This is a genomic window from Veronia nyctiphanis (assembly GCF_004116385.1).
GTDB lineage: Bacteria > Pseudomonadota > Gammaproteobacteria > Enterobacterales > Vibrionaceae > Veronia > Veronia nyctiphanis.
This window is the reverse complement of sequence record NZ_PEIB01000009.1, coordinates 49,513-64,461: the sequence shown is the minus strand read 5'-3', so window position 1 is coordinate 64,461 and position 14,949 is coordinate 49,513. Positions and strand designations below refer to the sequence as shown.

Here is a 14,949-nt window from a genome sequence, read left to right as displayed (position 1 = left end):
AGCGAGAAAAAAGGCGCCGTTGGCGCCTTTTTCGATTAGAACAGCTCTTCTTCCTGCTCACCGGAGGTAATGGGCGAGCTTGCCATATACTCCTTCGGCTCTGTGCCGTTAACGAAGTATTCAAACATGGTCGATTTGTCGTTTCTACGGGTAAGCAGCCCCGTTGCTTTATCGATTCGTACGCGAACAATGTCAGACGGTAAGTTCTTACGTTGCTTCGGCGTATCAGTGAGGGCTTCTTTCATGAAATTAACCCATGCCATCTGCGCCGTTTTTGCCCCGCTTCGCCGCCGCTGACCTGATCGTTACCGAGGTTCTTATTGCGGGATGTTCTGCCAAGCTTTCTGCTCGGATCGTCAAAACCAACCCATACGGATGCAACCAGCCCCGGCGCAAAACCGACATACCAGGTATCTTTAACGTCATTGGTTGTGCCCGTCTTTCCACCTATATCGCGGCGATTTAGCGTTTTAGCACGCCACCCTGTGCCACTCCAACCCGCTTCACCCCAGATGTTCGCTTCCATCATTTCACGGACAAGAAACGCATTCTGTTCACTGATCACATGTGGTGCTTGCTTTGGCTTAATCACTTCTGACAGGTCAGTTTCTACCTCACCAACCGTGACATCATTCTCTGAGCTGCCCTCTCCATTTGCGACGTCTGCGTTCGCAGTCTCCTCAACGGGGCAATTACTGCGGCAGATATAATCGGGAGTCGATGTATAAACGACGTCGCCAAATGAGTCTGTCACCTTGTCGACTATAAAAGAGTTAAGGTAGTAACCACCATTGGCAAAAACACTATAGCCTTGTGCCATTTGCAGTGGCGTCAGGCTACCTGCTCCGAGCGCGAGAGCTTCGGCACGAGGGAGTTCGTCGTGCTTGAAACCAAAGCGGGTCAGAAAGTCGATAGTGTCATCTAAACCAATTCTTCTGAGAAGGCGAACAGCCATCACGTTCTTTGATTTGGCAAAGCCAATTTTCAAACGGGTCAAACCGCTGTAGGTTGGCGGTGAGTTTTTCGGTCTCCACGCTGTACCTTGGCTTTGATCCCAATGGTTGATTGGCGCATCGTTAACGAGCGTCGCCAAGGTCATTCCTTTGTCCAGTGCCGCCGAGTAGATGAATGGTTTGATACTTGAGCCCACCTGACGTACCGACTGCGTTGCGCGGTTGAACTTACTGTGGACGTAGTTAAATCCACCGACCAGTGCTTTAATGGCGCCATTTTCAGGAGACACAGCGACAAAGGCGGTGTTGGCATCTGGCACTTGGCTGAGGGCCCAGTTTTCACCGAGTTTGCGTGTCCAGATTTGTTGCCCGGTAGCCAAAATATCGGATGCTTGTGTGGGTGCTGCGCCTTGACGGGAGTCTGTCTTGTAGCGTCTTGCCCACTTGATGCCACCCCACGGTAACTCAACACTGTCACCGTATTTGTTGAAGACTGTGGCTGTTTTGCCTTGCACAGCAGTGACAATGGCTGGCACCAATTGGCCGTAGGTCGGCTGGCTTTTCAGGTGTTGCTTTATTTCTTCTTGTGTCCACGGTGTAGCACCTTCCTGCCAAAGGGTTTTCACCGCACCGCGATAGCCGTGGCGAAGATCATAATCAAGCAAGTTGTTAACTGCAGCATTCTGCGCGCTAAGCTGAAGGCGAGAGTCAACAGTCAGGTATACCTTACGGCCTGACTCATAAACATCTTCACCGTATTTTTTCACCATCCATGCTCTTGCCATCTCAGCAACATACGGCGCATAAAGTTCGATTTTTGCACCATGATACTTGGACATCACAGGTTCGTTCTTCGCCTGCTCATATTCTGAACGGGAGATATAGCCCTCATCAAGCATACGGCTTAACACAACATTACGACGATTGGTCGCACGCTCTACCGAGCGGATGGGATTCAATGTCGACGGCGCCTTGGGTAAACCGGCGATCACGGCCATTTCACTCAACGTCAGCTGATCGAGGTTCTTTCCAAAATACACCTGCGCGGCTGCACCCACCCCAAATGAGCGATAGCCGAGAGGTATCTTATTCAGGTAGAGCTCGAGGATTTCGTCTTTCGTTAGCAACTGCTCGATATGGATCGCAATAAAAATCTCTTTGATTTTTCGCATGACTTTCTTCTCATTGGTGAGGAAGAAATTTCGAGCGAGCTGTTGAGTAATGGTACTGGCACCTTGTTTCGCTTCACCGGAAGTGGCAACAACAATAGCGGCACGAACAATACCAATCGGGTCTATTCCTGGGTGGTCATAAAAGCGCGAGTCTTCAGTAGCCAGCAGCGCTTCAATTAAATACTTTGGCATTTCATCGATACGAGCAGGAATACGTCGTTTTTCACCAAACTGCGACAGTAACTTGCCATCAGCACTGTACACCTGCATCGGCGTCTGTAATTTGACATCTTTCAGCGTTGCCACATCAGGTAAGTCTGGTTTTACATACACGTAAAAGCCAAAAATTGTACTCACTCCAATAATTAGGCAAAGAATTGCGAATGTTAGCAGCCTCTTTATGAACTTCACCGATAATTCCCGTTACTTTTTTGTCGCATCATAGAATTGCATGTTGGCAGTAGTATAAAGACAACTGAACAAAAAATAACGGCTATCGGAAAGAACTTTCAAAAAAACTAGAAATTCTGAGCAGGACAAAATAGATGATATTTCGCAAGCATGCCTCAGTCGGCATTGAAATTGCTGCAAACAGGGCGCGGTTGGCAGTGCTTGAGAGAAAAGGTGAGCAGTACCACATCCGGCAGCTTCAATCGGTAGCGTTCAATTCGGCCAAGCCAGAGGTCTGTGCAAAAGCTCTGAAGCGATATACAGGTTCGTACACGGGATTGTTTGGAACGTCTAATCAGGTGATGTCTGTCGCTGAGGGCGATGTGATCTTTAAGCGCTTGCCATTAGTCAATGCTGAGACGGATGAGGAGAGCCACGCGCAGATAGGTATTCATTTGTCTGAAAGTCTCGGCGTAGCCTTGGAAGAGCTTTTTTATGATTATCAGGTGCAAGCGGAAGAAAATGCCGTAGAGGCATTTGCATGCCGCAAATCTGCGTTAGCAAAGGAACTGAATGCATTAGAAAAAGCTGGCTTCTCCCTCTCTGTGTTGGACTTAAAGCCCTTTGCGTTGATGCGACTCTATCAGCACCAAATTGAGCACGCATCACCTACTGGTTTGCCCTTGCTGGTGGATGTTGGTTATACCAAAACCCAGTTCTGTCTTTATCAGCCCCATTTATACCGATTCCATCGAGAGATTGCGTTTGGTACCACTTACTCGATGTCAAACATGATGGAAGGCAATGAACAGGCCTTCACCGAGTCACTAGCCGGTGAGATACAGCGGCTCTATCAGCTTGCGGGCAGTCAATTATCCGGTGAGCAGATAAACCAAATCTGGTTATCTGGGGTTGCCAGTCAAATGGTAGATACCAAGCATCTCACAACGTTGCTAAACAAACCGGTAGAGGTATTTGACCCCTTTGTTGGCTTTCAGGTGAAAGACAAAGTGCATGTGTCGAGCGAAGAGCCTATTGGTGCGTATTCAACGGCGTTAGGCCTGGCGTTAAGGGGGCTTTCTCATGTTGCCTGATATTAACCTCCTTCCATGGCGTGACTTACGGAAACAACAGATACGTCAACACTTCTTTGTCACGCTAGCAGTCTATGCCGTCGTTACCTTTGGTATGGTTTCTGCTGCGTGGTTTTGGGTTTCTTCACACCACAACGCGCAAAGTGATCGCAACGCGCTGATCCAAAGGGAAATAAACCAACTTCAGACAAGATTGACGCAGTTTTCCAGAGTAGATGGCCAAAGAGAAGTGCTTGAAAGCAAGATTGCCCTGGTTGACAGCCTGCAGCAACAAAGACGAAATGTGGTTTCTGTCTTTAACCTGTTGCCAAAAATTGTGCCTCAGGGCGCACTGCTCGACACTGTCGATTACAGGGCTGGATATGTGGTGATAACGGGCAAAGCCAAATCAAATGCCTTAGTGTCTGAACTTCTCGAGAACTTAGAAACAAACTCGGATATCGATCAGGAAAAAGTCCACTCAATCGACCGAGATGACGATGAGGTTTTGCTTCCTTTTCGCTTCCACATAACGTTTTACCTAAAAACCTTTGTTTCGCCAGAGCTGGCACTAGAGGAGTCTACGAATGGCTGATTGGCGAGATTTAGATCTGGAAGAAATTCCTGAGTGGAGCAAAGCCGCGCAGCATGGTTTATTGATGTTGTCATCCGTTGTTGTCGCTGCGGCAGCGTTGTTCTTTTTTATCCTGCCCGCATCGCAAGATGTTCAGAGCTTGGTGACTGAAGAGCAATTATTAAAGACACAATTTCGAATCAAGGCCCAGCAGGTTGCTGCCCTGCCTGATGTTGGCGAGCAAATCGAAGCGCTTCAGAGTCATTATGATTTTTTGAGCCAGCAACTTCCTGCAGAGGATGACATGGCGACGATTCTTCAACGGGTTAATGAGGTTGGCCTTAAACAGGGCTTAACGTTTAACCGTCTTGAATTTCAGGAACCGAAACAATCGGGTTGGCTGTATGAGATTCCTCTCACGATGAATATCAGTGGCAACTATGACAATCTCGGGTTATTCAGTGAGGACATTAGTCGCATGCCTCGAGTGGTTGCGTTGCAGGACTTTTCATTGAAAAAAACCTCAAAAAATCAAAATGGCCCGCTTACCTATTCAGTTTCTGCGGTGACATACCGATTCGTCGAGGAGGTAGCAACGCGATGAAATTTAAACATGTTGTGGTGACTAGTCTCATCGCAGGTTTAGCGGGCTGCCATACCAGTAACGATTCTGATTTGGATGCTTTCATCACCCAGACGAAAGCCAGCGCAAAAATCACGGCCACACAAGTCCCTGAATTACCGCGTTACCAAGCCGTGGCTTTTGTCCCTTCAGGTAAAAATCAGCCTTTTGCGCTCGGCGGAGAGCTCGATGCGGATACTGGAGGTAAAAATGTTATTGACTGTTGGCAGCCGGATTACAACAACGAGTCTTACCCTTTGGCGCGCTACGATGTCACCAGCCTAACGTTTAAAGGCGTGATGGGCCAAGCTAATGCGCTATTTGCATTAATTGAAACGCCTGAAGGACAGATAGAGACTGCGCGTATTGGCGATATTCTTGGCAATAATCACGGCAGGATTGCTCGTGTAGGAAAAGCAGAACTGGAATTAGTAGAACAACTGTCAGATGGCAGAGGTTGTTGGCAGTCGCGCACAACGAAGTTGGCTTTGAACTAAAAGAATTAAAATGATTAAGGAAATTGCGTCATGTTAAATGGATTTAAGATGAGACCTTTAGCAGGTCTGATGTTGTCATCTTTATTATTTGTGCAAGCCCCAATGACTTTCGCTGAACAGCAAAGTGCAGACTACTCGGTGCTTGAAACCAGACCCAGCTACGACAAAAATCGCCCGGTAACTCTGAGCTTTCAGGATATTGCGATAAGAAATGTGCTTCAGGTTGTTGCGGAGATGAATGGACTCAACCTCGTTGTTTCAGACAGCGTCGATGGAAACATTACCCTGAAGCTCGAAGGTGTGAAATGGTCACAGGCGCTGGATATTATCCTCAAATCGAAAGGCCTTGATAAGCGTCTTCATGGCAACGTTCTGTTGATTGCGCCTAAAGCTGAACTTGATGAACAAGACAGGCTTACTCTTGAACATGAAAGGCAGCAAAGGGAGCTGGCCTCTCTTCGCTCTGAGGTCATTCAAATTAACTATGCCAATGCTGCAGAAGTTGCTGAGTTACTCAAGGAAGATGAGAGAGGCGTGACACTTCTGACGCCGAGAGGAAACGTCTCAGTGGACAATCGGACAAACACCCTGCTGATCAAGGATTTGTCTGACAATATTGATGTTATCAAGTCGCTTATCAATACCATCGACATTCCAGTCAGTCAGGTTGAAATCGAAGCGCGTATCGTCACTGTTGATGAGGGGATGCTAGATGAGTTGGGCGTTCGATGGGGTACATTGAAGCAAAATGCTAATTCTTCGCAAATTGGTGGTACCTTGGATTTCAATGCTGGAACCAGTGGTGTTGATATAAACAAAATGATGAATGTTAACCTCGGCGCTGTCAGTGGAAGTGCATCGAGCATAGCATTTCAGGTGGCAAATTTAGGTAATCAGTTATTACTAGACCTTGAATTATCCGCTTTGGAGTTAGAGTCGAAAGCTGAAATTATCTCTAGTCCTCGTTTGTTGGCCACCAACAAAAAACCAGCATTCATAGAACAAGGTGTGGAGCTCCCTTATGTTGTCTCATCAGAAGGTGAGGGAGTAGAAGTAGCGTTTAAGAAAGCGGTGTTGAGTTTGTACGTGCTGCCTCAAATCACACCAGATGACAAATTGGTGTTAGATTTGACGGTGACACAGGATAAACCAGCGGCGGCGGTGAAAGCGGGTGCGGGTGAAGCTATGGCAATTAATACTCAGCGTATTAATACCCAAGTTCTTGCCCAAAATGGTGAAACAATCGTACTTGGTGGTATCTACCAACAATCGATAGAAAAGTCTGTTGAGAAAGTACCATTGCTTGGTGACGTGCCTCTTCTCGGTCATTTATTCCGTCGAGATTATGAAAATATCGGCAAACGCGAGCTCCTTATCTTCGTTACACCCCGGATAATGAAGCAATGATCGGCCTTACTTCATAATTAATGTTGCCAAGAGACAGCCAGACCTGAGATAATTTTCCGTCTGATCACGAATTATCTGTGAGGAATCTGGCGTCTCGGGCTTGTTATAATGAGCCTGCGGGCGGTGTCGTTTAAAATTAACTGCACGTAATGGCTGAAAATGGCTGAAAAACGAAATATTTTTCTTGTGGGTCCAATGGGCGCTGGTAAAAGCACAATTGGGCGTCAACTTGCACAACAGCTTCACATGGAATTCTTTGACTCCGACACTGTGATTGAAGATCGCACAGGCGCTGATATCGCTTGGGTCTTCGATGTCGAGGGTGAAGACGGTTTCCGTATCCGTGAAGAAAATGTCATTAATGACCTGACCGAGAAACACGGTATTGTGCTGGCAACAGGTGGTGGCTCAATCAAGAGCAAAGAGAGTCGTAACCGTCTGTCGGCCCGTGGAATCGTTGTGTATCTTGAAACTACGATCGAAAAACAATTAGCAAGAACGCAAAGAGACAAAAAGCGTCCACTGCTGCAAACCGACAAGCCACGTGATGTGCTTGAATCTCTGGCAGCTGAACGTAACCCACTTTATGAAGAAGTCGCTGACTTCGTTGTTCGCACCGATGACCAAAGTGCGAAAGTTGTCGCGAACCAAATCATTGATCTGCTCGAAAAGCACTAAAACATGAAGTAAAGGATTAGCATGGAAAGGATTGACGTAAAACTTGGCGAGAGAAGCTATGGCATCTCTATTGGCTCAGGGCTTCTTGGACAAGCGGCGTTGTTCGCCGACACCAAGGGACGTCAAGCGGTGGTGATCACCAACGAGACCATTGCTCCCTTGTATGCAGACCTTTTCATGAATACGTTAAGACAGGCCGGTGCAAATCCGGCCCTGTTGATCCTACCTGATGGCGAACAGTACAAAACTCTGGAAACCTTCAATACCATTCACACTTTCTTACTCGAAGGCAATTACGGTCGTGATGTGCTTGTTTTTGCACTCGGTGGTGGGGTTATCGGTGATGTTGTCGGCTTCGCAGCAGCAAGTTATCAGCGCGGTGTGGACTATATCCAAATCCCAACAACATTGCTGTCGCAGGTTGACTCATCTGTTGGCGGCAAGACAGCCGTAAACCATCCTTTGGGCAAAAATATGATAGGTGCCTTCTATCAACCGAAGGCTGTTTTTATTGATATTGATGTGCTTAAAACTCTCCCTCAGCGCGAGTTTGCCGCAGGCATGGCTGAAGTCATCAAATATGGCATCATTGCGGACGCTGAGTTTTTCAAATGGCTGGAAGACAATTATCCGTCATTGAATGAGCTTGAACATGCCGCTCTTATCCACGCGATCAAGCGTTGCTGTGAAATCAAAGCAGATGTCGTTGCCGCCGATGAGAAAGAGTCCGGCGTTCGTGCGCTGCTAAACCTTGGTCATACGTTTGGTCATGCGATCGAAGCTGAGATGGGTTATGGTAACTGGTTGCATGGTGAAGCAGTGTCTGCGGGGACCGTTCTAGCCGCTAAAACGGCGATGCGTCAACAACTTGTTAACCAGGAAGATGTTAACCGCATCACTACCTTACTCGAAAACGCCCAACTTCCCGTGAAAGCACCTGCCAGCATGGACTATGATGCATTTATCAAGCACATGATGCGGGACAAAAAAGTGCTTTCTGGTCAGCTTCGCCTCGTGCTCCCTACATCAGTAGGTACCGCAGAAGTCGTTGCAGACGTGACCTCTGAAACTCTTGCTGAGGTTATTACAGCCGGTTAAGCGTACTCACGTATGACAAGTACCTATGACATGACACCGCTGGAGCTGGATACTCAGGTCCAGTTGTTGTCTAGAGTGCAATTTCTCACTCGATTCAGCTCCAACTTAATCAGGATCTCGGGTCAGGAAGGGGCGGGAAAGTCTTGGTTGAGTGAGAAATATCTGGAAAGCTGGGCCAGTGAGCCTATTCAGTCACTTCTGATCTGTAATCAACAACAAAAAGATCACCAGCATAGATCGATCATTCTTGGTCAACTTGTTCGAGATGGTGTATTCAACGAACAAGATACGTTATTACAAAGCCTCGAGCATATGCTTGAGGACAGAGCCTGTCATTTGCTGGTGGTCGTAGATGATTCACATCTCCTCAGCGATACGGTGGCAGCAGAGCTTTGGTCTGTTGTACAGGAAGCACAACAGAGACAAAACTGGCAAATCAATGTGTTATTGTTTGGTCAAACTGGAATGCTCAACGGCGAGTTTTCCCGTTTGTCGACAATAAAGGGTCAGCAGCCCTTGACGATAGAGATATCGCCTCTCTCCGACAGTGAACGCGATATGTTCATTGACGTGATGATGGTCAATCGTCAGTTAGATGCAGCGCAGCGGCGCAAGGTCCGACAAGACGCGCAATCTTTGCCTTCTTTACCTGGTGCGTTAAAAGGACTTGGACGACAGGAGACTTCAGCAATGGAAGATAGAAAAGATACCCCTTTATGGCCCTTGATGCTTTTGGCTTTGTTGTTAATTGTCGTTGGTGCAGGCTCAGTGTGGTGGTTCTGGCCACAGTCTGACGACAGCCAGAGGAACAATGCTTTGATTCCACAAGGCATTGATGAGCTGACTGAGTTTGTTGAAAAATTAAATCAAGCCGATGACGAGAGTTCGGATTCCTCGGCATCAGCAAATACGCAACCGAACAGCAATCAAGTTGTCGCGCAGTCAGACGCGGCAAATAGTGAAGAGGTGAATACCGAAGCCTCGAACCAGCAGACTTCAAATGTCACTGCAGTGACCACAGGTCTTGTGGGCACAACGCCCAATACAGGAACCAAAGCAACTCAAACGGGCGATAAGACAGTAGGGCGTCAGACGAGCTCTGGGACTTCGGCTGCAAAACCGCCCACGTCCAATGCAGCAGGTACTGCGACAAATTCGGCGAATACTAGCACCAAGCTCAATGTGACGACTGTGGGAATTACCGCAGCGGGTGGCTCTGGTGTCGCGTCTTCTTCAGTGGGTGTTTCTGGCTCAGGCGGCAGTGTTACAAGACAAAGTGGCGTGAACACCAATAGTGGTGCCGTTATCACGACCCCAGGCCAAGATGGTGCGGTTGGCAGAGATGCTGTGTATGTTAATGCTGATCAGCAGACTGAAGATGACTTTGAATTGCCTGAGCAACTGGTTCAACAAGGTGTGACGGTTGGCCGGGGCGGCGATGAAAACAAACGCATCGTTGTGCCAGACACGGTTGTGGATGCTATTATCGACCAACAAGCAGCTGGCAGCGACGGCACGGCTGCTGTGAATGCACTATTGCCAGAGCTTGCTAATGCCGTGAGTGATGTGACTCAGGGAACCAGTCAGCCGAAAATGACCAGAGTAGGTTTTACGACAGAGTTAGCTAACCAAGCCTTACTTCAAGTTAGTGAGGACAGGTTTGCTCTGCAGCTCGCGGCGCTTCAATCTCGCGAAGCTGTAGACACATTTATCTCCGAGCTTGATCTCGCTGGCAAAGTTAACGTGTACGAAACCCGCAGAAATGGTGACCCATGGTTTATGGTTCTTCTGGGTGATTATGCGTCTGTTACCGAAGCCAGAAAAGCGGGGTTAGTGTTACCAGACGATATTCAGGCACTCTCTCCATGGGCGAAGGCCTTTACTCAAATTCATCAGGAAATCCGTCGGGTAAATTAAGCCTTTGACTGACCAAATAACGCTGATTGATGACTGAAAATAAGATACAATCCGCCACCCTTCGAGTTGCTGTGGTGGACAGGCGTTAATGAAAAAGCAAAGAGCCTTTTTAAAATGGGCTGGCGGAAAGTATTCTCTGGTTGAGGATATCCGCAAGCACCTGCCTGACGCCAAAAAGCTGATTGAACCTTTTGTGGGTGCTGGCTCGGTATTTTTAAACACCGATTTTGAGCAGTACCGACTTGCTGACATCAATCCGGACCTGATTAATCTTTATAATTTGCTTAGAGAGCAACCTCAGGGCCTGATCGCCGATTCAAAGACGATGTTCACGCCGGAATATAACCGTAAAGAGGCGTATCTTTCGGTTCGCGCGCAGTTTAACCAGACGACTGACCCATATCTCCGTTCGATTTACTTTTTATATTTGAACCGTCACGGCTTTAATGGTTTGTGCCGATACAACAAGAAAGGCGGGTTTAATGTGCCATTTGGCTCCTACAAAAAGCCTTACTTTCCTGAGGCTGAAATGGAGTTCTTTGCGGAGAAGGCCAAGCGCGCGACGTTTGTTTGTGAAGGTTACCAACAGTCATTTTCTCATGCACGCCGTGGCAGTGTAATTTACTGCGATCCGCCTTATGCGCCACTGTCTACTACCGCGAATTTCACGACGTATTCGAGTGGCGGTTTTACACTTGATGATCAGGCGTTATTGGCTGAACATGCGGAAAAAGCCGCAATGAGTCGTGATATCCCTGTCTTGATTTCAAACCATGATACGCCGCACACGCGTCGGCTTTATCGTGGTGCCAAGCTCAGTGTGGTCAAAGTGAAACGGACAATCAGCAGAAACGGGAATGGTCGAAACAAAGTGAATGAATTGCTCGCGCTGTTCAATACCCATCAGTAACTCAAATCACTCTAGAACGATACTGTCTACTTGGTGACGATAATGTCTATTGCGCTGGCGTGATAAAAGAAACGATTACAATAAGGACCAGCACGAACAGCACCACAGCGACAATTCCTGTAATGATGTAAGGCCACATACTCGTCTGGCTGAAATCACGTTGACGATTCTCGTCAGACTGAACGCCCAGTAGGGCTGCAAAGACACTTTTCACAATGTCCCACCACGTCGTTTTCTCAGAACTCATGCAATATCCTTTGCGCAATGTGAAAGCTCGTATGTCTTAGATAAGCATTGTTGACCAAATAAATCTGCTTCTTCAATAGGAGTGCGGATCGCATTCGGGTAAGATTTAACCTTATCTGAAAGCACTGAAACTTAACAGTTAGCCGAATTAGAATAACAGAGGCGTAAACATGAAAGATTTTCTTATAGCCCCGTCCATTTTGTCTGCCGACTTTGCGAGACTGGGTGAAGATGTAGATAAAGTATTAGCTGCTGGCGCCGACGTTGTTCACTTTGATGTGATGGATAACCACTACGTACCAAATCTGACGTTTGGTGCACCGATTTGTAAAGCACTACGTGATTACGGCATCACTGCGCCAATTGATGTCCACCTGATGGTGAAACCTGTTGATCGCATTATTCCTGACTTTGCAAAAGCGGGCGCCAGTATGATCACTTTTCATGCTGAAGCCAGTGAGCACCTTGATCGCTCGTTGCAACTGATAAAAGAGCACGGCTGTCAGGCGGGCTTGGTGTTTAATCCGGCAACGCCTCTGCACTATCTCGACCATGTGATGGGTAAGCTGGATATGATCTTGCTGATGTCAGTTAACCCCGGGTTTGGTGGTCAGTCATTTATTCCTGGCACATTAGATAAACTGCGGAAAGTTCGCCGTCGTATTGATGAAAGCGGTCGGGATATTCGCCTTGAAATTGATGGCGGTGTAAAGGTTGATAACATTCGAGAAATCGCAGAAGCAGGGGCTGACATGTTTGTCGCAGGCTCAGCGATTTTCGGTCAGCCTGATTACAAACACGTCATCGACGAAATGCGTGCCGAGTTAAGTAAAATCAATCAATAGACAGGTAAGAACACACCACAATGAGTAAAAAATTCGATTCTATTCGTTATATCGCCTTCGACCTTGATGGCACCTTAGTTGATAGTGTGCCGGATCTTGCTGAGGCGATCCGCATGATGTTGGCTGACCTCGATCTTCATACGGTCAATAACGAAGAAGTAAAGTGCTGGATAGGAAATGGCGCGGAGATCATGGTGAAACGTGCGCTTTCGCGAAATGTCGAGATTGACCCTGAGCTGCCTGAAGGACTATATGAAAAGGCACGTGCACGGTTTGATTACCACTATGCCAATAACGGGCATGACAAAACCGAGATTTTTCCACAGGTGAAAGAGACCCTGACATCACTCAAAGACCAAGGCTTTGTGCTCGGTCTCGTTACCAACAAACCTTATCAGTTCGTGCCAGAGTTGCTTGAAGACTTGGATCTCGACCATTTCTTCAGTGATGTCATCGGTGGTGGTTCGCTGCCAACCAACAAACCCGATCCTGAAGGCTTGCACAGTCTTCGTGACAAACACGGTCTGAGCAACGCAGAAATGCTGATGGTGGGTGATTCGAGAAATGACATTCAAGCCGCTAAAAATGCGGGCATTGCCTCGTTTGGCTTAACGTACGGCTACAATTATGGCGTTCCAATCAGCGACAGCTCACCGGATCACGTAGCAGATCACTTTGATCAACTATTGACGGTTCTCAGCGACGCAAAAACAGCGTAAATTATCTGCTCTACATCATCGAACTCCCATACTGCCGGCAAAGACGCCGGCAGTATCTTTACCAACAGGAAAATACTGCATCATGAGTGATTCATCCTCCAAGCCCATCGTACTCAGTGGCGTACAGCCTTCTGGCGAGCTTAGTATCGGTAACTACATGGGCGCACTGCGTCAGTGGGAACAAATGCAGGATGACTACAATTGCCAGTACTGCATTGTTGACCTGCATGCGATTACTGTCCGTCAGGATGCAGAGACCTTACGTGAAGCTACGTTAGATGCACTCGCGCTATGTTTAGCTGTGGGCGTGAGCCCTGAGCGCAGTAACCTATTTGTTCAGTCGCATGTTCCTGAACATGCGCAATTGGGCTGGGTATTAAACTGTTACACCCAGATGGGTGAGCTAAACCGCATGACCCAATTCAAGGACAAGTCAGCGCGCCACGCTGAAAACATCAATGCGGGTCTGTTCAGTTACCCTGTTTTGATGGCAGCAGATATCCTGTTGTATCAAGCCAATCAGGTACCTGTGGGTAATGACCAAAAGCAGCATCTTGAATTAGCACGCGATATTGCCCATCGCTTCAACAACTTGTACGGCGACACCTTTGTAGTGCCAGAACCCTACATCCCACCAGTGGGTGCGCGAGTAATGAGCTTGCAGGATCCGTTGAAGAAAATGTCGAAGTCTGACGACAATCGAAATAATGTTATCGGTCTGCTTGAAGACCCGAAAGCAATCGTTAAGAAGATTAAACGCGCTGTGACTGACTCCGATGAGCCACCACGTGTGATTTTCGATATTGAAAACAAGCCGGGCGTTGCAAACCTGATGGGTATCATGTCTGGGGTGACGGGCAAGAGCTATGCTGACATTGAAGCAGAGTACGCGGATAAGATGTACGGCCACTTGAAGAAAGACACTGCGGAAGCGGTTGTTGCTATGCTTGAGCCTCTTCAGGCGCGTTACAAAGAATTCCGCAACGATCGTACTTACCTCGACAGTGTGATGAAAACGGGTGCAGAAAAAGCCTCAGCACATGCAGCAGAAACGCTTAAAAAGGTATTTGAAGCTGTAGGTTTCGTTCCTCGCCCATAAAGGTTGATTTAAACCACAAATATTTGGAAGGCAGTGGTTGTTACCGCTGCTTTTTTTTTATTCCCCACTCAAAGCCTTCCCACTAATTTGACCTTTTCTAAAAATGTAAACGTGGAATCAAAGTCTAGAATTTTTACTCAAATAGTATGTAATTCACCCCTGATGTGCGAATGATCACCAAAAGTTAATGTCGACTTGGTAAATAATCCGCCAGATTTTGATCATTGGCACAAAAGGAGCCGACATGAACATTGCGAAAAAGAGCTTTCTTGCTCTTGCTGTCAGCGCATCAATGAGCGCTACTGCACATGCTGACGTATTGTTTACCGAGTATGTGGAAGGTTCATCGAATAACAAAGCGGTTGAGATAACCAATCAGGGTGATCAAGCCGTTAACCTTTCTGGCTGGGCGATTGAACTGGCATTTAACAAGAACACCAATTTGTCTTCTCGCGTGCCTCTTGACGGTGTTCTTGCTCCCGGTGATTCACTGGTTGTCTCTCATGCCTCGGCGAGCGACAGCATCAAAGCAGTTGCGGGTTTCACGTCCAACAAACTGACATTCAATGGTGACGATACCCTTGCATTGACCCATAACGGCAATGTTGTCGACAGTCTGGGCCAGCTCGGCAGCGGTGCATCTTACGGTAAAGACAAAACCCTCCGCCGCAAAGCAGGTACTGAGGCAAAGTCGATACATCTACAGTCTTTGACCCGTCAGTAAGCTGGCAAAGCTTTACAAAAAATAC

Annotated in this window: 14 protein-coding genes and 1 pseudogene; 13 read left to right on the top strand and 2 right to left on the bottom strand. The window is 47.5% G+C overall.

Going from position 1 to position 14,949, the window contains the following annotated elements; genetic code table 11:
- Positions 1-35 precede the first annotated feature (35 nt).
- A pseudogene (locus tag CS022_RS09350) lies at positions 36-2,536 on the bottom strand (penicillin-binding protein 1A).
- Between the two features lie 134 nt (positions 2,537-2,670).
- Here CS022_RS09350 and pilM point away from each other — a divergent pair.
- The 9 genes from pilM to CS022_RS09305 all read left to right on the top strand — a co-directional run bounded on the left by pilM (position 2,671) and on the right by CS022_RS09305 (position 11,291).
- A complete protein-coding gene (gene pilM, locus CS022_RS09345; RefSeq protein ID WP_129122060.1) occupies positions 2,671-3,609 on the top strand; it encodes a type IV pilus biogenesis protein PilM in 939 nt (312 codons plus the stop codon).
- On the top strand, positions 3,599-4,183 hold the full coding sequence (locus CS022_RS09340; RefSeq protein WP_129122059.1) for a PilN domain-containing protein: 585 nt from the start codon (positions 3,599-3,601) through the stop codon (positions 4,181-4,183). The genes pilM and CS022_RS09340 overlap by 11 nt, the downstream gene beginning before the upstream one ends.
- A complete protein-coding gene (locus tag CS022_RS09335; protein ID WP_129122058.1) occupies positions 4,176-4,766 on the top strand; it encodes a type IV pilus inner membrane component PilO in 591 nt (196 codons plus the stop codon). Before CS022_RS09340 ends, CS022_RS09335 begins: the two co-directional genes overlap by 8 nt.
- Complete coding sequence (locus CS022_RS09330) at positions 4,763-5,281, top strand: pilus assembly protein PilP (protein WP_129122057.1); 519 nt, start codon at positions 4,763-4,765, stop codon at positions 5,279-5,281. Before CS022_RS09335 ends, CS022_RS09330 begins: the two co-directional genes overlap by 4 nt.
- Before the next feature lie 30 nt (positions 5,282-5,311).
- Positions 5,312-6,688 (top strand): type IV pilus secretin PilQ, encoded by a 1,377-nt coding sequence (locus CS022_RS09325; protein WP_129122056.1) that lies wholly within the window; start codon positions 5,312-5,314, stop codon positions 6,686-6,688.
- Positions 6,689-6,847: 159 nt separating this feature from the next.
- On the top strand, positions 6,848-7,366 hold the full coding sequence (gene aroK, locus CS022_RS09320; RefSeq protein ID WP_129122055.1) for a shikimate kinase AroK: 519 nt from the start codon (positions 6,848-6,850) through the stop codon (positions 7,364-7,366).
- A 21-nt stretch (positions 7,367-7,387) separates the two neighbouring features.
- Positions 7,388-8,464 carry a 3-dehydroquinate synthase gene (aroB, locus tag CS022_RS09315; protein ID WP_129122054.1) on the top strand — a complete coding sequence of 359 codons (1,077 nt, stop codon included), beginning with the start codon at positions 7,388-7,390 and terminating at the stop codon, positions 8,462-8,464.
- Between the two features lie 12 nt (positions 8,465-8,476).
- Positions 8,477-10,381 carry an AAA family ATPase gene (locus CS022_RS26190; protein WP_235869360.1) on the top strand — a complete coding sequence of 635 codons (1,905 nt, stop codon included), beginning with the start codon at positions 8,477-8,479 and terminating at the stop codon, positions 10,379-10,381.
- 88 nt (positions 10,382-10,469) lie between these two features.
- Positions 10,470-11,291: a Dam family site-specific DNA-(adenine-N6)-methyltransferase gene (locus CS022_RS09305; RefSeq protein ID WP_129122053.1), complete on the top strand. Its 822-nt coding sequence runs from the start codon at positions 10,470-10,472 to the stop codon at positions 11,289-11,291.
- A gap of 46 nt (positions 11,292-11,337) precedes the next feature.
- On the opposite strand, the gene CS022_RS09300 is transcribed toward CS022_RS09305, so the two are convergent.
- A complete protein-coding gene (locus CS022_RS09300) occupies positions 11,338-11,538 on the bottom strand; it encodes a DUF2970 domain-containing protein (protein ID WP_129122052.1) in 201 nt (66 codons plus the stop codon).
- 169 nt (positions 11,539-11,707) lie between these two features.
- Here CS022_RS09300 and rpe point away from each other — a divergent pair, with 169 nt between their 5' ends.
- The 4 genes from rpe to CS022_RS26185 all read left to right on the top strand — a co-directional run bounded on the left by rpe (position 11,708) and on the right by CS022_RS26185 (position 14,924).
- On the top strand, positions 11,708-12,382 hold the full coding sequence (rpe, locus tag CS022_RS09295; RefSeq protein ID WP_129122051.1) for a ribulose-phosphate 3-epimerase: 675 nt from the start codon (positions 11,708-11,710) through the stop codon (positions 12,380-12,382).
- A 20-nt stretch (positions 12,383-12,402) separates the two neighbouring features.
- Complete coding sequence (locus tag CS022_RS09290; RefSeq protein WP_129122050.1) at positions 12,403-13,101, top strand: phosphoglycolate phosphatase; 699 nt, start codon at positions 12,403-12,405, stop codon at positions 13,099-13,101.
- An 82-nt stretch (positions 13,102-13,183) separates the two neighbouring features.
- A complete protein-coding gene (gene trpS, locus CS022_RS09285; protein ID WP_129122049.1) occupies positions 13,184-14,200 on the top strand; it encodes a tryptophan--tRNA ligase in 1,017 nt (338 codons plus the stop codon).
- Between the two features lie 244 nt (positions 14,201-14,444).
- On the top strand, positions 14,445-14,924 hold the full coding sequence (locus tag CS022_RS26185) for a lamin tail domain-containing protein (protein WP_235869358.1): 480 nt from the start codon (positions 14,445-14,447) through the stop codon (positions 14,922-14,924).
- Positions 14,925-14,949 lie beyond the last annotated feature (25 nt).